General features: G+C 66.6%; 16 protein-coding genes. 8 read left to right on the forward strand and 8 right to left on the reverse strand.

The features are described from left to right. Window positions 1-125 precede the first annotated feature (125 nt). A complete protein-coding gene (locus KEG57_RS13900) occupies window positions 126-1,127 on the forward strand; it encodes an amidohydrolase family protein (protein WP_272420257.1) in 1,002 nt (333 codons plus the stop codon). A gap of 5 nt (window positions 1,128-1,132) precedes the next feature. Here KEG57_RS13900 and KEG57_RS13905 read toward each other — a convergent pair whose 3' ends face one another. Next, window positions 1,133-1,621: a hypothetical protein gene (locus KEG57_RS13905; protein WP_272420258.1), complete on the reverse strand. Its 489-nt coding sequence runs from the start codon at window positions 1,619-1,621 to the stop codon at window positions 1,133-1,135. A 305-nt stretch (window positions 1,622-1,926) separates the two neighbouring features. On the opposite strand from KEG57_RS13905, the gene KEG57_RS13910 reads away from it, so the two are divergent. The 3 genes from KEG57_RS13910 to KEG57_RS13920 are packed head-to-tail and all read left to right on the forward strand — an operon-like array spanning window position 1,927 to window position 5,142. Beyond that, a complete protein-coding gene (locus KEG57_RS13910; protein ID WP_272420259.1) occupies window positions 1,927-2,838 on the forward strand; it encodes a polyprenyl synthetase family protein in 912 nt (303 codons plus the stop codon). A 25-nt stretch (window positions 2,839-2,863) separates the two neighbouring features. Beyond that, window positions 2,864-3,766 carry a UbiA family prenyltransferase gene (locus KEG57_RS13915; RefSeq protein WP_272420260.1) on the forward strand — a complete coding sequence of 301 codons (903 nt, stop codon included), beginning with the start codon at window positions 2,864-2,866 and terminating at the stop codon, window positions 3,764-3,766. Window positions 3,767-3,783: 17 nt separating this feature from the next. After that, window positions 3,784-5,142 carry a cytochrome P450 gene (locus KEG57_RS13920; protein ID WP_272420261.1) on the forward strand — a complete coding sequence of 453 codons (1,359 nt, stop codon included), beginning with the start codon at window positions 3,784-3,786 and terminating at the stop codon, window positions 5,140-5,142. Window positions 5,143-5,163: 21 nt separating this feature from the next. Here the strand turns inward: KEG57_RS13920 and KEG57_RS13925 are convergent, their stop codons facing one another. The 4 genes from KEG57_RS13925 to KEG57_RS13940 all read right to left on the reverse strand — a co-directional run bounded on the left by KEG57_RS13925 (window position 5,164) and on the right by KEG57_RS13940 (window position 9,162). After that, complete coding sequence (locus KEG57_RS13925) at window positions 5,164-6,303, reverse strand: PAS domain-containing protein (protein ID WP_272420262.1); 1,140 nt, start codon at window positions 6,301-6,303, stop codon at window positions 5,164-5,166. A gap of 256 nt (window positions 6,304-6,559) precedes the next feature. Continuing rightward, entirely contained in the window at window positions 6,560-7,303 is a 744-nt protein-coding gene (locus KEG57_RS13930) for an alpha/beta fold hydrolase (protein ID WP_272458532.1), read from the reverse strand. Between the two features lie 14 nt (window positions 7,304-7,317). Then, window positions 7,318-8,235: a helix-turn-helix domain-containing protein gene (locus KEG57_RS13935; RefSeq protein ID WP_272420264.1), complete on the reverse strand. Its 918-nt coding sequence runs from the start codon at window positions 8,233-8,235 to the stop codon at window positions 7,318-7,320. Window positions 8,236-8,322: 87 nt separating this feature from the next. Then, window positions 8,323-9,162, reverse strand: coding sequence for a hypothetical protein (locus tag KEG57_RS13940; protein ID WP_272420265.1), 840 nt, complete (start codon window positions 9,160-9,162; stop codon window positions 8,323-8,325). Window positions 9,163-9,382: 220 nt separating this feature from the next. On the opposite strand from KEG57_RS13940, the gene KEG57_RS13945 reads away from it, so the two are divergent. Both KEG57_RS13945 and KEG57_RS13950 read left to right on the forward strand, forming a co-directional pair. After that, on the forward strand, window positions 9,383-10,687 hold the full coding sequence (locus KEG57_RS13945; protein WP_272420266.1) for a glycoside hydrolase 5 family protein: 1,305 nt from the start codon (window positions 9,383-9,385) through the stop codon (window positions 10,685-10,687). Window positions 10,688-10,909: 222 nt separating this feature from the next. Beyond that, entirely contained in the window at window positions 10,910-11,764 is an 855-nt protein-coding gene (locus KEG57_RS13950) for a PAS domain S-box protein (RefSeq protein ID WP_272458533.1), read from the forward strand. 3 nt (window positions 11,765-11,767) lie between these two features. On the opposite strand, the gene KEG57_RS13955 is transcribed toward KEG57_RS13950, so the two are convergent. The 3 genes from KEG57_RS13955 to KEG57_RS13965 form a co-directional block, all read right to left on the reverse strand. Continuing rightward, window positions 11,768-12,997, reverse strand: a complete 1,230-nt coding sequence (locus KEG57_RS13955) for a cyclase family protein (RefSeq protein ID WP_272420268.1) — start codon at window positions 12,995-12,997, stop codon at window positions 11,768-11,770. 173 nt (window positions 12,998-13,170) lie between these two features. Beyond that, complete coding sequence (locus KEG57_RS13960) at window positions 13,171-14,142, reverse strand: D-2-hydroxyacid dehydrogenase (RefSeq protein WP_272420269.1); 972 nt, start codon at window positions 14,140-14,142, stop codon at window positions 13,171-13,173. Window positions 14,143-14,150: 8 nt separating this feature from the next. Beyond that, window positions 14,151-14,621, reverse strand: coding sequence for a zinc metalloprotease (locus KEG57_RS13965; RefSeq protein ID WP_272420270.1), 471 nt, complete (start codon window positions 14,619-14,621; stop codon window positions 14,151-14,153). Between the two features lie 128 nt (window positions 14,622-14,749). Here KEG57_RS13965 and KEG57_RS13970 point away from each other — a divergent pair, with 128 nt between their 5' ends. Then, the gene (locus tag KEG57_RS13970; protein WP_272458534.1) at window positions 14,750-15,193 is read left to right on the forward strand and encodes a GFA family protein; all 444 of its coding nucleotides are present in this window, start codon (window positions 14,750-14,752) and stop codon (window positions 15,191-15,193) included. Window positions 15,194-15,286: 93 nt separating this feature from the next. Beyond that, window positions 15,287-16,969, forward strand: coding sequence for a MutS-related protein (locus tag KEG57_RS13975; RefSeq protein ID WP_272420272.1), 1,683 nt, complete (start codon window positions 15,287-15,289; stop codon window positions 16,967-16,969).

Consider the following 16,969-nt stretch of genomic DNA (forward strand, 5'->3'; position numbering starts at 1 on the left):
AACCTCCCTGCACGAGAACACGTGACGTGATCAAATCCTGCTCCGATCTGACGTGGCGCTTTTCACGAGGCGCTCCCGCCTTGCCCCTTGTGGTCCAGTCGAAAACCCCGCTACCGTCGAATCTCATGCACGCCCGCCGCGGCCCCTGCGCGCTCGCCCTGCTCCTCGTGACCGCGCTTTCCGCATGCCGCAGTGAAAACCCACCTCCACCCGCCGCCTCGACCACGCCTGCCCCGGACGACGGCACGATCCTCGACGCACACGTCCACCTGACCGATATGGAGGCCGTCCCCGCGCTTCTCGGTCTGCTCGATCGGAAGGGCGTCAAACGCGCCGTGGTTCTCGCGACCCCGGATGCGACGGCCGGGCGCGGCGGCAAGGGGCTCGCCGGATATCAACGCGGCAACGAGGTGGTGCTCGCGGCGGCTGCGGCGCATCCGACGCGGCTCATCCCATTCGTGACACTCGATCTCGCCCACGACCAGCCCGAAACCCTCGATGCCCTGCTCGCCCGCGGCGCGTGCGGCGTCAAGCTTTACGACGGGCATCACGCGTTCCACGAGCGGCCGCTCGACGATCCCGCGCACCGTCCGCTCTTCGCGCGCATGGAAGAGCGCGGCGTCCCCGTCCTCGTGCACGTCAATACGGTGCGCTTCCGCGGCGAGCTCGAGGGAGTCCTGCGCGCCTTCCCGAAGTTACGCGCGGTATGCCCGCACCTATGCGGGAGCCGAACGGACCTCGACCGATTCGAAGCCATCCGCGATGCATTCCCGTCGCTGCTCTTCGACACGAGCCACGGCTCCAGCGACGCCGCCGCGCAGGGTTTTACCTATCTCGAAAAGGAGCACGACCGGCTCCGGAAGATCCTCGAAAAGACACCGAAGCGCTTTCTTTTCGGCAGCGACCTCGTGACGGTCCGCGCGGGACCGACCTGGCAGGACGAATGGGACATGCAGGTGAGCGCGAACCTCGGCCTCTTGCGCGACGAGAGCTTCACCTTCTGGCGGCAAAACCCGCTGGGAGGCCTGTCACCGGCACCTTATCGAGGACAGGCGCTGCCTGCGGCATTGCTGCAAAAAATCCTCGGCGAGAACGCGCGGCGGTGGCTCGGTCGCTGCGTGCGGTGACGGCCTCACCCCCGCCACGACGCGACGAACCTCTGCCACTCTTCCTCATCGTAAGGTTCACCCGCCCACTCGAACAGGGACCGCTCGAGCGCGTCCAGGTCGTCGCCAAACAGATCCGAATCCTCCAGATCGAGGAGCCATCGACCGGCCGTATGTTTCGCGTCGAAGATCACGAGCGGCTCGTCGGGAAGGCCGTAGACATAGGCCCCGATCACGTCCGGATACGACCACGCTCGGCGTTCGCAGACGCGCCGCAGCAACGGCTCCCAGGATTCCTCCCACCAGGGGAGCACAGCTCGCGCGTCTTCGACGTAGCGGCGCGTTCGAATGAAGTCGTCGTAGTTCATGGCAGGACGCGGATGCGCTTCGAGAACAAATTTGCAAATGGATGGGAACCGCCGGCTCAATCCACCACATGAGCCGGACCAACACAACGAAACGGAACCGTCACCGTTGCGGCGACGACGAAGCAAGTTTCTGACGAAACCGTCCATGGCATGACACCGTCTGTCCGTGGTACGTAGTAACGCTCGCGTGAGTTGCTCACGCGAGCGCCGGAAAGAACCCGGAACGAACCAAGCTCGTAGGGGGGGCTTGCGGGGTCGTCGGGGTTCTCGTCTATCGTGAGGTTTGGATCGTCCGCGCGGTGTGCGCGGACGAGTCAGGGACAACATCCATATCTGTGGCGGAGTCTCGCGCGACTCGGTCTCTCCGGGCATGTGCCGGAGCGCCCGCGTGAGGCCATTGTCGCGCGTTCCGGCACGCGCGGAGGGGCTCGCTCCGTCTTCAGGAGGCCACAATGACGATGAATGTCGAGCCAGATCGTTCTTTCGATCTGGGAACGTACCTGAGCATCCGTCGCGCGAGGATCGACGCGACGCTGGAGAAGTTTTTGGCCCTCGAAGAGCCTCGTGCTCTCTACGAGGCAATGCGCTATTCCCTGCTCGCCGGCGGCAAACGGCTGCGCCCCATCCTTTGTCTCGCAGCTTGCGAGCTCGCCGGCGCGCGGGCCGAGATCGCCCTGCCCACGGCGTGCGCCATCGAGATGATCCATACGATGTCGCTCATCCACGACGACCTGCCGGCGATGGACGACGGGGATTACAGGCGCGGCCGCCTCACGAACCACAAGATGTATGGGGAGGCGCTCGCCATTCTCGCCGGCGACAGCCTGCTCGCCCATTCGTTCGAGCTCATCGCCCGCCACACCACCTCCATCCCAGCTAAACGGACGCTCGCGGTCGTCGCCGAGCTCGGCCGAGCCGCAGGACCGCGCGGGCTCGCCGGCGGCCAGGTGAAGGACCTCGCGAACGAAGGCAAATCCGACGTCGGCATGGAGGTGCTGCAGGACATTCATACCCGCAAGACGGGTGCGCTCCTCGAGGCCTCCGTGCTCTCGGGGGCGATCCTCGGCGGCGCGGACGCACCCATGAAGGCCCGCCTGCGCCGATATGCGCAGCGGCTCGGGCTCGCCTTCCAGATCGTCGACGATATCCTCGACGTCACGTCGACCCGCGAGGCGCTCGGCAAGTGCGTCGGAAACGACGCGTCCGCCGGCAAGGCGACCTATCCGCGCGTGCTTGGGCTCGGGGAATCCCGCCGCCTCGCGGAGGTCTTGATCGCGGACGCGAGGAGCGACCTTGCCGTCTTCGGCGATCGCGCGACGCCGCTCGTGGCCCTGGCAGAATCGCTTCTCCAAAGCCTCCGATAAGTCTGGCAATCGCGGAGCTTCGACCATGAGCGTCCTCCCTTCCGATGTGCGGCCCGCGCGCGCCGTGCCAAACCCCTTCGCGCGCGAACTGTCGCTCTTCTGGTCCTTCGTCGCGGGCGACCTGTCCTCGGCGGTGATCCCGGCGTTCCTGTTCACGCTGGCGGCGTGGAAAACGACAGGCGCGGATCCTGCGCGGCTGCCGGGTGCGATCGCTCGCAGCCTGCTTTACTTCTTCCTCTATATCTATGCCTTCTGCCTCGCCAACCAGGCCACGGGGCTCGAAGAGGACCGGCGCAACAAGCCGCACCGGCCGCTTGTGAGAGGGCTCGTGTCGGTGCGCGGAGCGTGGCGACGCTGGGCCGTGGTGATGGCGTTGTTCACCCTCGCCGGTGCGTGGCTCGGGGTGGTCGAGTATGCGCTCGGCTGGCAACTCATCATTCTCGTGCACAACGTCGTGCTCGGCGCGCGGAGCTGGGTCGTCAAAAACCTTTGCATGTCGCTCGGGATCCTCGTCCAGCTCGCCGCGGCATGGCAAATGGTCACGCCCCTCTCGCCGCTCGCGTGGAGGTGGATCCTCTTGCCCGCGGCCGCGATTTTCCCGCTGGTCTCCGTGCAGGACCTGCGCGATATGGACGGGGATCACGCCTCCGGTCGGCGCACGTTCCCGCTCGTCTTCGGCGAGCGCGCGACGCGGATCCTGCTCGCCGTGTGTTTCGGCCTGTTGCCGATTGCCGTTCATGTCACGCTGATGCAGCCCGCGGGCGCGCGAGGGTCTGTCTGGGCCTCGGATGCCGTCCTCGGGGCCGCGGCGCTCGTCATCGCAATCCGCGTCGTTCTTTGCCGCACGCCGCGGGAAGATCACATCACCTATCTCCTCTTCACGGGCTGGTATTGCCTGCTCCTCACCACCGCCGTCGTCGTTCTCTGAAGATTTCGAGGTACACCATGAAAACCGCGTATCCTCCTGGGCCCAAAGGAATGCCCCTCCTGGGCAACGTCCTTCAAATCCGCAAGAACAAGCTCGCCTTCATGCTGCACGCCGCCAGGACCCATGGCGACATCGCTCATTTCCGACTGGGACCCATCGACGCGTATCTCTTGAACCACCCCGATCACATCCGCGACGTCCTCATCGAGCGCGCGGACGTTCTGCCGAAGGACCGATTGCAAAACAAGATCATATCACCGTTTTTCGGCAATGGCATGCTCATCTCCAACGGGGAGGAGCATCACCGCCAGCGCCGGATGGCGCAGCCCGCGTTCCACCCGCGGCGCCTCGACAGCTATGCTCGGATCTTCGTCGAGCAGGCGCTCCAAGGGATGGCCGGATGGCGGTCGGGCGACGAGTACGCGATCGACGCGGAGATGCTGAAGATGACCATTCAGAACGTCTGCTTGGCGCTGTTCAACGCGGATGCCACCGACATCGTGGCGCGCGCCGCGGCGGCCATGACATCCATCATCGAGCTGCTCAGCACGGAGTTCGACCTGGCGATACCCATCCCCATGTGGCTGCCGACGCAGCGCAACCGCCGCAAGCGGGAGGCTATCCGCGAGCTCGATTCCATCGTGATGAAGTTCGTGGCGGACTGGCGGAGGTCCGGGCAGGACAGGGGGGATCTCCTGTCGATGCTGATGCTCGCCCACGGCGAAGCGCGCGGGGGAGTGACACACGACGAACTCCGTGATCACCTCATAACGATGTTCTCCGCGGGTCACGAGACCACAGCATTCACGCTGGTATGGGCCTGGATCCTGCTTTCGCAACATCCGGACGTGGAGGCCGAGCTCTGGACGGAGCTCGATCGTGTGCTCGGCGGTCGCCCGCCAACGGCCGAGGACCTCCCCCAGCTCGTCTATACGACGATGATCGTGAAAGAGACGCTGCGCCTCTATCCGGCAGGGTGGTTGCTCTCGCCCCGCGAGCCGCACGAGGACATCACCCTCGGAGGCTACACGATCCCGAAGGGAAGCATGATCTTCATCTCGCCGTACGTGCTGCACCGGGATGGGCGTTTTTTCCCCGAGCCCGAGCGCTTCCGCCCCGAGCGCTTCCGACCGGGGGCCGACAAGCACATCGCCCGTGGGACCTACATTCCTTTCGGGATCGGACCACGAGTATGCATCGGCGGCGCTTTTGCCACGACGGAGGCGGTGCTCACGCTGGCGACCGTGGCGCAGCGCTATCGGGTGTCGCTCCTGCCGGGGCAGTCGCTCGCGCCACGTGGAAACCTCGCGCTGCGGCCGCCTCCGGGTGTAAAGGTGAGGGTCATCGCGCGGAAAACCGTGGCGGCGGCCGCTTGATCGCCGGGGTGCAGGATTCTGCTACCTCCGCCCGTTTTCCCGCATCCGGCGCATGCACAATGCGAGCGCGTCGCGCAGGCTCGACAGCGTGATGACGCTCGATAGGTCGACGCCCATGCTGACCATGGTCTGCGCGACGTTCGGCCGGATGCCGGAGATGATCCCCTCGGCGCCGAGCAGGCGGACGGCCCCGATGATGGAGAAGAGGTGGCTCGCCGTGGCCGTATCAATGACGTCCACGCCCGTCAGATCGAGAATGGCGAACCGCGCGGACGTGCGATTGACGGCGCCGAGCACGTCATCCATGACCCGCGAGGCGCGGCGGCTGTCGACGACGCCCACCATGGGCAGGGTGAGCACGTGATCCCAGACCTGGATGATAGGGGTCTCCAGGTTCCGGATCACCTCTTGCTGCCGCTCGATGAGCGCGAGCTTCGCCTCGAGCTCGGCCTTGGCCTGCTGCAGCTCGGTGATGTTGAGCGACATGCCCACGGTCCCAATCACGTTCCCGTCCTCGTCCTGCACGGGAATGTCTCGGTTGTCCCAGTACTGGCCATTGTCGTCGCTGACGTGGCGGGTCATTGTCCCTTCGAGGGCCATCCTCAAGCCGGTTGTGGCCTCCGGCGGGTACAGCGTGAGGGCGTTGCTGCCGATGAGGTCCTCGGGCCGGATGCTGGAGAACTCCAGGCCTTTGCCGTCGGCATAGGTGCACGTGCCGTCTTTATCCGTGGCCCAGACCAGGATGGGGAGATTGTCGAGGACGACGCGCAGCACCTGCTCGCGACGGCGCACGGAGGACAGCTCCCCGTCACTCTCCGCCTCCTTGGGCCGCAACGACACGTGGACTCTGTCGCCGGTGGACGCACGGCGCGCGTGGAGGACGAATGCCCGCGCCTTCGCGCCCTTGCGGCCGAACATCACCGTGAACGCGGACGGCGTCCCGCTCGCGAGGAGCGCTGCCCACTCCGACAGAAAATGCCCGTAATCCCCCGGGTGCACGCGCTCGGAAAGCAATGTCTCCGGTCTGACGTCGCCGCCCAGCGCGCTCGTGGCCGCGTCGTTGACGTGAAGGCAATGCCCTTCTCGGCTCGCGACGATCAGCGCGTCCGGGTGCTCACGGAAGAACTCCTGCAATCGTTCCGGATCGTCAATGGTTTGCATGCCTCACCGAGAAAGCCAGACAACCAGATCCCATCACAGCTCGCCAGCGCCCGCCAGAAGGAAAACGCATGCGCCCGACTGTACGCCGGCGTGTGAGGAGGGAAGCTGTGGACAGGCTTCTCGTGTGAGTCTTGATGCAATGTGGCGACCCGACTGACCAGGTGTGAAGCCGAGATCGCGGAGCACACGACACGCGAGGAGGTCGAATTTCCTTGAACCGCGAGCCCATGTGTGTATCGCGCGCACCGCGCGGAGCTCATCCGCACACGGGATCGAGAAACTCCCTGACGAGGGGAACGACGGTCGCCGGATCCGTGTAGAGCCCGTGATCGCGCCCGGGAACCTCGAGCACGTGCCACCCGAGGCGCTCGAGCTCTGGGCGCCGCTCCTTCACCGTCTGCGCGAGCCGCAGCGCAATCCCACCGGGATAGTTCATTTCATCCGCCGCGCCGACGAACGCCATCCGCGGGCACGAGATACGAGCGACGGCCTCGGCTTCGGGCCACCCCTGAATGCTCTCGTAAAACGTGACGAATTGCTCGACGCGGACGGGAACGTCGGGGGCAGCCGCCATCATGCGCGTGATGGCGAGCATCTCCGCGTAAGGGGCGCCGAGCGGAGGCCAGCCACCGCAAACCAGCGTGGAGACGCGATCGGTCCGCGACGCGAGCTGCAGCCCGACGACCCCGCCCCACGAGTAGCCCCAGAACACGAACCGGTCGAACCCGACCTCGTCCGCGACCACAAGCAAATCGGAGCAGACGCGCTCGGCCGAAAGCTCCTTCGCGGGGATCGGCTCGCTCTTGCCGATATCGGGGCCGAGGCTCGGATAATCCACGACCAGGACCCGATATCGATCGGTCAAGCGGTCGAGATATCCCTTCAGGATCGCGCGCTCGGGATCCCCTTGCCAGGCGGACGCCATGATCGGGAAGCCGAGGAGCAATGGTATGCCCTGGCCGTACGTCTCGTAATGAATGGCTGGCAGACGACGTGACATGCTCGCTCCTCCCTTCAGCGTTCGAGGAACCTCGCGATCGCGGCCCCGAGCCAGCGCCCGTCCTCGTACGCGGGCGAGAGGGGCTCGCCCGTCATCGCGGAGACGAGCTCCCAGTAGCGCAGCGCGCGCGGATCCTGCGTCTTTCTCAGCTGTTCCGCGAAGGCGTCGTCGAGCTCCCTGCCGTTCGCGGACGCGGCGGCCCAGACAAACCGCTCGGCGATCGCGAGCGCCTCGGCGGAATGCGGATCCACGCCTCGCCCCCGCGCCTCGCGCGCGGCCGCGACGGCCTCGCTTTGCGCGCGAAGAAGGGCCGCGTGGTCGATCTCTTCGTTCCACGTCACGGCCGCCATCACGCGCATGTTCGCAACGAACGTCGGATCGGCGAGGATCTCGGCGAGCTCGATCCACGCTTCGAGCTGCGCGGGCGTGGCATCGTCCGGCAGTTTTGGAGAGCTCGCCTCGATCATCCCTCGCATCCATTCGCCGTCCACGGGCACGCCGTCGGCAACCTGATCGTAAAAGCGGGTGATGACCGCCTTGCGTTCTTCGTTCGAGAGTCGAGTCACGGTCCACAACCTCCGTAGGTCCTTTTCGGTGGGCTCTGTGCGAAGCGCGGCGCGGAGCGCGGCGGCGATGCGCGAGAGTGAGGCCACATGGGCTTCGACCGCGGCGAGCCGCAGGCGGAGCGCGTCTTCGAGCGACAGGTTTCGCGCGAGCACCTTGCGGATCGTGGCGAGGTCGACCCCCGCTTCCCGGAGCGTACGCACGAGCTCGACACGAACGACCTGTTCCTCGTCGTAAAGGCGGTAATTGGCGCGTGATCGCCCCGCCGGCGGCAAGAGCCCTTCGTCCGAGTAAAATCGGAGCGTCTTGACGGGGATCCCCGTCCGCCGCGACAGCTCCCCGATGGTGAGCGCCTCCCTCTTCGGCATCGCGGCCACTCTGAGGTCTCCCCCTGCTGGAGAGTCAAGCAGGAAAGACGCTCACGGTGCGCGCGGTGAGCGGGTTCGCACGGGCCGTCAAATGTTTCCGCAATTGAAGCGATAGGCGAGCTTCGACCAGTCGTTGCCGAGCACGTGGAGGCCGTAATCGTTGCGCCATATCTCGTACACGATGGCCTCGGGGTGTCCGTCGCCGTCGATGTCGCTCGTGGCCAGGATATCGAAGCCGTCGGCACCACTGCTCTCCTGGTCGACGATCCCAAAGCCGCCTCCACGGTCGACCCAGAGCGCGCCGCAGCTTCCGCACGGGCCGCGCGTCGCGACGAGGCGCGGATGGCCTGCGCGCACGGCTTGATCGATCCGTACGCCCCGTTCGTCGGCTCTGCCGACCCAGGGGTCAAGGGCGAGCTCGACGCCGTCGGCGCCGGCGGGCTGCGGCTTCAAATCGACGTCGGCCGTCTCGGGCCAGACCGCGAGGATCCGCGACGGCGCGACGAGTTTTCCTTTCGCAAAATAAGGAATCGTCTCCTCGACGCACGTATTGTACATGCAGCACGCCGGCCCCGTCGGGGCGACGTAATCCCGGCCGCCGGCCTCGTCGTGGAAATCCCGCGTGGATCCCGTGACCGTGAGGATGGCAGGCGCGTTCGTATCGGTCCGCGTCGTCCGCACGCGCGCCGTCGCCGGCATGGCGAGGCCACACGCCTTTCCGGTCTCGAGTTTGCCGTCGAGGGAGCACACGACGGGCACGAAACGAAGCTCTTCGGAGCCCTCGGCGCTCGTGCCGAAAAGGATCACGGCCTTGCGCGCGCGCTCGCGTTTCCCCGGCGCATCGTCGAGCCCCACCGACGGAGGCCCCGCGGGCGCGATCGTAACCTTCGCGGCCGGTGCGCTCGTCGGCGCGGCCGTGGGAACCACCGGGGCGCTCGTGGGCGCGTGCGACGCGCCCTTGGCGGGCTCGGGCGGCCTGGATGGGCTTGCGCATGCGGCGATGCAGAAAAGGAGGCAACTCAGGATCCGTGGTGTGTGCATGTCCAAGGGAGCTCGATTCTACACGTTCGTCCGAGCTCGTGTCTTCCAACACGGGCACGCCTCGACGACGGCCGCTTGCGTATCATCTTGAACAGGGGGCGGACTCATGAGGTACTTCGGGCCGATGCTCGCTTGCGCCATGACGCTGCACGCGGAAACCACGTCCGCCTCGGGCTTCGTGCGCGTGGCCGAGGGCCGCTTCCAGCGCGACGGCAAGCCGTACACGTTCCTCGGCGCGAATTTCTGGTATGGCATGAACCTCGGGGCCGAGGGACCTTCGGGAAACCCGGGCAGGCTCGCGCGGGAGCTCGATCGTCTCGCGGCCCTCGGCATCACGAACCTGCGTATCCTCGCGGCGACCGAAGGGCCGGAGTCCGCGCCGTGGCGGATCCTTCCCGTGCTCCAGCCCTCGCCGCGTGAATACCGCGAGGAGATCCTCCTCGGCCTGGATTTTCTGCTGAAGGAGATGAAGACGCGCGGCATGGTCGCCGTGGTTTGTCTGAACAATTTCTGGCCCTGGTCCGGCGGCATGGCGCAATACCTGCGCTGGATCGGCGCAGGACCGATTCCGTATCCCCCGCCCGAGCCCGGAGGAAGCTGGTCGGCCTATCAGGCGTATACCGCGGCGTTTTACTCGAATCCTGCTGCCGTGGAAGCATTCCACGATTTCGTGCGGATGCTGCTCCAGCGAACGAATCGATACACCGGCGTGCGGTACGCGGACGACCCGACGATCATGGCCTGGGAGCTCGCGAACGAGCCGCGCGGCGGGACGAACGTCAAGGCCTTCCAGTCGTGGATCGAGCGCACGTCGGAGCTCTTCGAATCCCTCGATTCCCGGCACCTCGTGACCACCGGTTCCGAGGGCGAGACACCCTGGCCACGTGAAAGCGGACTCGACGTCGTCGCGAACCATCGGTTCTCCTCGATCGATTACGTCACGGCCCACGTGTGGGCGCAAAACTGGGGATGGTACGACCCTGCGCGGCCCAAGACCCACGAGGCCGCCGTGCGTGAAATGAAGTCCTATCTCCGGCGCCACATCGAGCAAGCGCGACGTCTCGGCAAACCCCTCGTCGTCGAGGAATTCGGGTTCCCGCGGGACGCCGGCAGCCATGATCCCGCCGCCACCACGACCGCGCGCGATCGATATTACCGCGCCGTGTTCGACGTGGTGCTCGATGCCGTGCGCACGGGCGAGCCCGTGGGCGGCGTGAATTTCTGGGCCTGGTCCGGAGAAGGCCGTCCACGCGTCCCCGGGGGCCATTGGCAAAAGAACGACCCGTTCACCGGCGATCCGCCACACGAAGCGCAAGGTTGGTACGGCGTTTACGACACGGATGACACCACCTTGCGCGTGATCGCGGAGTATGCGCGGAAAATCGCCGCGTCTTCGAGGTCAACGCCCTGACATGTCAATCCCATGACGCATCCGCGTGATCCCGTTCTGCTGACGAACGAACGTGGGCCCCCTTGCGCGTGACCTCTTGATACGCACCCAGCCAAGGTCGTACATTCGTGGAAGTGGCCGCGCGCAGCGATGCGGCATCCAGCGAGGCAGGACGTGGACGGGCATATCACAGAGACCCATCGCGATGATCAGGATCGGCAGACGCTTCTTGCGCGCATCGACATGCTGGAGCGCGAAAACGCAGCCCTGCGCGAAAAGGCCCAGGAGGCTCCGCACTTCGAGGCAGAGCTCCACGCGTGCGAGGAGCGTTTCCGCGCGCTGCTCGAGGGCTTGCACGTGGGCGTGGTCATGCAGGATCCGACCGGGAAGAACATCCTCTTCAACCCGCATGCCCTCACGTTGCTCGGCGTGACCGAGGATCAGCTTTTGGGTCGGACCTCGTTCGATCCACGCTGGGGCGCGGTGTACGAGGATGGGTCGCCATGCCCGGGCGAGGTCCATCCGATCTCCGTCGCGCTGCGGACAGGGAAACCCGTGCGTAATTTCGTGCATGGGGTCGACCGACCCGCGCTCGGAGATCGCGTGTGGCTCCTGGTGAGCGCGGCGCCGCAGCTCGACGATCAAGGCGTGGTGACGGGCGCGATCGCAACGTTCACGGACATCACGGCGCGCAAGGACGCCGAGGATCTGGTGCGGTCGCAGTCCCGGATGCTCGAGGAAATGTCGACGCCGCTCGTGCCGATCGGCGACGATATCGTGGCCATTCCGCTCGTCGGCACCGTGGACGCGCGGCGCGCCGAGCTCGTGCTCGAAACGCTGCTCACGGGCATCGCGCAGAAAGGCGCGCGCGTGGCCATCCTGGATATCACCGGCGTGAGCGTGGTCGACGCGCACGTGGCGACGACGCTGGTCCGCGCCGCGCAGGCGGCGCGGCTCCTCGGCGCTCAGGTGGTGCTGACGGGCATTCGCGGGAGCGTCGCGCAGACGCTCGTGGAGCTCGACGTGGACCTCTCGGGGCTCGTCACACGAGGCACGTTGCAAGGCGGAATCGCCTGGGCGTTCTCGCGGCGCTCGTAGCGATTACTTCTTCTTTTTGCGCGGCCCGCCGATCGCGGCGGGGGCGTTGCCCGCGCAGGTCGCGCCCTGGAGGTTGTAGGGCGTGTCGAAGAACATGAACTCGTACACCTGGTCGGCGGCGAGCGCCGCGGAATTGAAGCCCTCGCCGATACGAATGCCGTTCGCGACCATGAGCACCTGGTGCCCCTCGGCGAGCGTGGTGGGCCGCGGGCCGGGGAAGCACTCCATCGCATAGGTATCCGAGGCGACGATGGCCGGGCGGAATTGCGCGAGCCAGTGGCATTCGGCGAGCCACGGGCCGGGCGCGGCGCCCATGTACGTCGGCCAGAGCGCCTCGTCCGCCCAGTAATGGCTCCACCCCGTGCGGATGATGACCACGTCGCCGGGCTGGATGCAATCGAGCCCTTCCCAATCCATCGTCGCCTGGAGGTCGGCGATGGTGATGCGATATCCCGGCGCGAGGGATTTTCCATTGGGCGCGATGGCGCTCGTGTGCCCCGCCGCGATCTTGTAGCCGAGCACGTCGAGGAGCAGACCCCGCGTGATGATCGGCCCGATGTTCTGGAGCCCGAGCGATTTCGTGCCCCCGAGGATGCTGTCCGGCCCGTAGTTTTGAGCCGCGGAGTCGGCGCGGGCGAGGTCCCACCGGTCGAGCGGGTCGAGGATGTCGGGGCGCGGCGTGATCTGGTCGAAGTGGTGGCCGCCGTAGAACCAGCCGCCGAAGCTCGGGTGGTTGAAATCGTCGACCTGCGTCGCGATCTGGAACGTGAAAGCCTCGAACCGATCGTCCTGGAAGATGAATTGGTTGTCGCCGGTGGGCCCGTACGCGGCGATCCAGTAATCGGCGCGGCGCGGCGGGTCGGCGGGAAACGCCGGCATCTGCGGGTGCATGGGCTCGCCCAGCGAATACACCTTCGCATCTCCGCGCTGCCCGAGCTTCAGTGCGTCCTTGCGCTTCGCCTCGTTGATCTCCACCAGCGTGCCGACGGTGTCACCCCAGGCGCCGAGATCGTCCCATCGCGAGAAGATCCATTCGAGGGTGACGGGATCGTCGGTGAAGGGTCCGCCGACGTTCGGAGGCGGGGGGCAAGGCGGGCTCGCGTGCGCCCGCCCCGGAATCATCTGCGCGAGCACGGAGGCGCCTGCCGCGCCCGCCGCGCCGCCGAGGAAATCACGACGGCTCACCCGCGCCTTGTCGCCCTGGGCCGCAAACACGTGCTTCAAGAACCGCATGCTGCGTTCTCCTTTCGTGCAGCGCAGCCGCAATTTCACGGCTGCACCATCGAGTCCAGCGCATCGAACGGAAATGACCGTTCACGTTTCACCAAACACGACCCGAACGGAATTTGCAAGCGGTTTCGTAAGACAACTGTCTGCGCGCCGTGAGCACGCGGGCATACCCGGCGTTAGAGCACCCGATCGACGAGCGCCTCTCCCCGCTCGAAGCGCCTCAGGTTGTCCACGAAATGGCGCACGAGCGCGAGGTGCTCTCCGCGCCGCCCGCCCGCCGAATGCGGCGTGATGAAACAATTCGGCGCCGACCACAGCGGATGATCCGCCGGGAGCGGCTCGACCTCGGTCACATCGAGATATGCGCCTCCGAGCCGCCCGCTCTGCAGGGCCTCCAGCAATGCCCCTTGATCCACCGTCGTTCCTCGCCCCACGTTGTACACGAATGCCCCCTCGCGCAGCCGCGCGATCCGGCTGCGATCGAGGAACCCGCGCGTCGCCTCGTTCTCCGGAAGCACGTTCACCACGTGATCCGCCTCGCCCAGCGCACGATCGATGTCCCCGTCGTGCACGATCGTCACGCGAGGATCCCCCTCCGCGCGTCGACGGAACGCGAAGAGCCGCACCTCGAAGGGCGCGCAAAGCTCCGCAATCCGCCGGCCAATGGCCCCGTATCCGAGCAAAAGCACGGTTTGTCCCCGGAGCAAAAACGACCGCTCGCGTCGCAGCGTGCTCTCCCAGGCGCGCGTCGTTCGTTGCGCGTCGAGCGACGCGGGGAGCTGCCGCGCCATGGACAACATCATGGCGAGCACGTGCTCGGCGCACGGATCGGCATACACCGTGGAGCTCGTCGTGAGAGCGATTCCTTTCGACGTGAGCGCCGCGCGAATCGTGTCGACGTCATAACGAGTATACCCGGCGCTGGTGAGGTGGGCCCAGCGAAGGCGGGACGAACCGAGCAGCCCGTCCACGGCCGGCTGGCCGAAGGCGACGTCGGCCGTGAGCAGCACGGGGTCCGGCGCTCCGCTCGCCAGATTGGAGGACGTCCTCGCGGAGGCGAACACCAGAGAATGCCCGGCCACGCCCTCGCGGAGCACACAAAGCGCCTCTTCCGGGAACGTCGTATCGCAGAAAATGGTCAGCGTCATGCTGTTGCCTAGCGCCGGAACAGCCGCCAAGCCTCGGCGCCATCGAACGGCGGGGAGGGAATCAGGTTCAGGAAGAGCAACATCAGGTTCGTCTTCGTGAGCACCGTCGTGATCTCCCCGAAAAACCCCCCGGACGGCAGGACGCTCGACCAGAGGGGCGCCGTGAGCAGCACGGCCAGTTGCGCGAGGACGCCGCCCCACGCGACGATCGCTCGCTGCTTCATGGTGACGTCACCAGCCCATTCGCAAGACCCGCCGACCGCATGAACGTCGACGGAGATGACGTAGCCCCCGACCGTACGGGCGAGCAGCGCGTGGCCGAGCTCGTGCACGAGGACGAGGATCAAGAATCCGAGCCATGCGCCCAGCGAAAACATGAACCCGCAGAGCACGAACGCGCCGAGCGGCATGGTCCAGTGGATACGAATCGGCGCCCGCCCGAAGTGGCCGATCACAAGGTAGCCGTCACGAACGCGCATTGCCATCTCCACGAAGAGTGTCCCCCGGGCGGGGAGGCCCGTCAACGGGTTCGTCTCCGCGCTCGCATTTCAGGAAGCACGTCCGGCGAAACCACGCTAATGTCGACGTGTCAACGAACGGAGCCTCGATGCTGATTCACGGCCAATGCCACTGTGCGAACATCTCGTTCACGCTCGACTGGACGCCGGAGCCCTCCGAGATCCCGGCGCGCGCCTGCACGTGCTCGTTCTGCACCAAGCACGGCGGCGTCTGGACCTCCTGCCCGACCGGCTCGCTCCGCGTGCGCGTCCGCGAGCCTTCCCTCGTGTCGAAGTATGCATTCGGCACGAAAACCGCTGATTTCCACGTTTGCGCGAAGTGTGGCATCACGCCGGTGGTCACCTGCCGCATCGAGGGTCGCCTCTACGCCGTCGTCAATGTCAACACCTTCGAGGGCGTCGATCCTTTGCTCCTCCGGCGCGCATCCGCCACCTTGGACGGAGAAACCGAGGAGGTCCGGCTCGCGCGGCGCAAGCGGAACTGGATTGCCGACGTCGCGACCGAGGAGGCCGCGCCAAGCGACGCGCGGTGATACGTTCGAGCCGCGCGCGGCGGGCTTGTCGTCGCGGGAACTTTCGGCGACCATGCGGCATCCCTCTCGGAACGTCCCCTCCTCGCGCCGCCCATGAAACCCTCTCCACCCGCCCCCGACACCGCCCCGGCTCATGAAATCCTGAGCCTGCTCCACCCCGATCCGATCGCCCGGCCCGACCTCGAAGAGATGCGCCAGGCCCTCTCGTTCGCATTCGCGAGCGGGGTCTCCGGCGGGCTCTTCAGCCAGGCGCTCGATCGAGCGCCGCTCGCGCCATCCACATGGGATCCGCAGAGCTTCGCGCCGGACCTGTTCCTCGAAGAGCTCGTCGCCCGCGGCTTCCGCGTGCGATCGGGCGAGCGCGACGCGGTCGTGAACCGCGCATTCATCTTCCGCGTCCTCGCGCATCCGCCCACGGATCCCCGCGTCACGGAGCACCGGCGCGACATCTTGCGCGAGCTCTCCGGTTCGACCGTCTATCGCCGCCAGTTCGAGGACCTCTACACGATCGCCTGCCGCCTGCGCTCCGCGCTCGAAGGCGCGACGGCTGGAAAAAAGTTCGACGCGACGCGACGGCAGCTCGACGTGCTCGTGCTCGTCAAGGAGGCGTTCGATCGGATGAGCGAATCCTTCGACGGTGCGCAATCTGGCCTCTCGGGTCTGCGTGCATTCGGCGCCTCGGTCCGCGAGACCGAGGGATATCGATCGATGGTCGATCTGCTCAACTACGACGAGCACCTCGCCACGCTCGGCGTCACGATTCGCGTCGGCGCCGACGGGCGCGTGCGCGGCTTCGAGGTTCGAAATCTCCGCGAGCGCCAGGACAATCCCTTCGTCCTTTCGCCGGCGCGACGATGGCTCGCCAAGATCGAGATGTTTTTCCGTGGCTACCGCTTCAGCGACGGCGAGGTCATGGCGCGCCTGCTCGACGCGGTCTTCGAGGGCATCGAAGCGCACGTCCTCCGGTTCATTCCGCTCCTCGGCGAGATGGAAGTGTATCTCGGGGCGCTCGGCTTCCGGGACCTCGCGGAGGCCGCGGGCCTCGAAGTCTGCTTGCCCGAGATACGCACGGCCGCGGAGGGCGCGGACGACCGGCCACGCAAGCTGCTCGGGCTCTTCAATCCGCTTCTCGTCGCGAGCGGCGTGCGCGCGGTGCCGTGTGATCTCCTGACGAATCGGACGAGCGCGACGGTCCTCATCACCGGCCCGAACTCCGGCGGCAAGACGCGGCTTTTGCAATCGGTGGCGCTGGCGCAGATCCTCGCGCAAGGGGGCATGTTCGTGCCCGCGCGCGAGGCGAGCCTCGTGCGGGTCCCGGGGCTCGTCGTCTCGCTGATCCAGGAGACGCGGGTCGATCAGAGCGAGGGGCGGCTCGGGATGGAGCTCGTGCGCATTCGGGCGCTGTTCGAGATGCTCGGCCCCGGCGCGATGGTCATGCTCGACGAATTGTGTTCCGGGACGAACCCGTCCGAGGGCGAAGAGATCTTCGAACTCGTGATCACGCTCCTCGCGAAGCTGCGTCCGCAGGCGTTCATCACCACGCATTTCCTGACGTTCGCGGCGCGGCTCGCGCGGGAAAACTCGATTGCGGGGCTCAGATTCATCCAGGTGGGGCTCGACGCTGCGCACCGGCCGACGTACCAGTTCGTCGAGGGCGTGGCCACGACGTCGCTCGCCTCGCATGCGGCGGCGCGGCTCGGCGTGAGCCGCGACGAGCTCGAGGGGCTCATCGATCGCAACATGCGCGCGCCGGCCGCGCGGGCGCGGGGGAGCTGA

The organism is Polyangium jinanense, assembly GCF_028435365.1.

Coding starts and splice junctions, on each gene's coding strand:
- KEG57_RS13900 (WP_272420257.1), top strand. CDS start 126: ATGCACGCCCGCCGCGGCCCCTGCGCGCTCGCCCTGCTCCTCGTGACC.
- KEG57_RS13905 (WP_272420258.1), bottom strand. CDS start 1,621: ATGGACGGTTTCGTCAGAAACTTGCTTCGTCGTCGCCGCAACGGTGAC.
- KEG57_RS13910 (WP_272420259.1), top strand. CDS start 1,927: ATGACGATGAATGTCGAGCCAGATCGTTCTTTCGATCTGGGAACGTAC.
- KEG57_RS13915 (WP_272420260.1), top strand. CDS start 2,864: ATGAGCGTCCTCCCTTCCGATGTGCGGCCCGCGCGCGCCGTGCCAAAC.
- KEG57_RS13920 (WP_272420261.1), top strand. CDS start 3,784: ATGAAAACCGCGTATCCTCCTGGGCCCAAAGGAATGCCCCTCCTGGGC.
- KEG57_RS13925 (WP_272420262.1), bottom strand. CDS start 6,303: ATGCAAACCATTGACGATCCGGAACGATTGCAGGAGTTCTTCCGTGAG.
- KEG57_RS13930 (WP_272458532.1), bottom strand. CDS start 7,303: ATGTCACGTCGTCTGCCAGCCATTCATTACGAGACGTACGGCCAGGGC.
- KEG57_RS13935 (WP_272420264.1), bottom strand. CDS start 8,235: ATGCCGAAGAGGGAGGCGCTCACCATCGGGGAGCTGTCGCGGCGGACG.
- KEG57_RS13945 (WP_272420266.1), top strand. CDS start 9,383: ATGAGGTACTTCGGGCCGATGCTCGCTTGCGCCATGACGCTGCACGCG.
- KEG57_RS13950 (WP_272458533.1), top strand. CDS start 10,910: ATGCTGGAGCGCGAAAACGCAGCCCTGCGCGAAAAGGCCCAGGAGGCT.
- KEG57_RS13955 (WP_272420268.1), bottom strand. CDS start 12,997: ATGCGGTTCTTGAAGCACGTGTTTGCGGCCCAGGGCGACAAGGCGCGG.
- KEG57_RS13960 (WP_272420269.1), bottom strand. CDS start 14,142: ATGACGCTGACCATTTTCTGCGATACGACGTTCCCGGAAGAGGCGCTT.
- KEG57_RS13965 (WP_272420270.1), bottom strand. CDS start 14,621: ATGCGCGTTCGTGACGGCTACCTTGTGATCGGCCACTTCGGGCGGGCG.
- KEG57_RS13970 (WP_272458534.1), top strand. CDS start 14,750: ATGCTGATTCACGGCCAATGCCACTGTGCGAACATCTCGTTCACGCTC.
- KEG57_RS13975 (WP_272420272.1), top strand. CDS start 15,287: ATGAAACCCTCTCCACCCGCCCCCGACACCGCCCCGGCTCATGAAATC.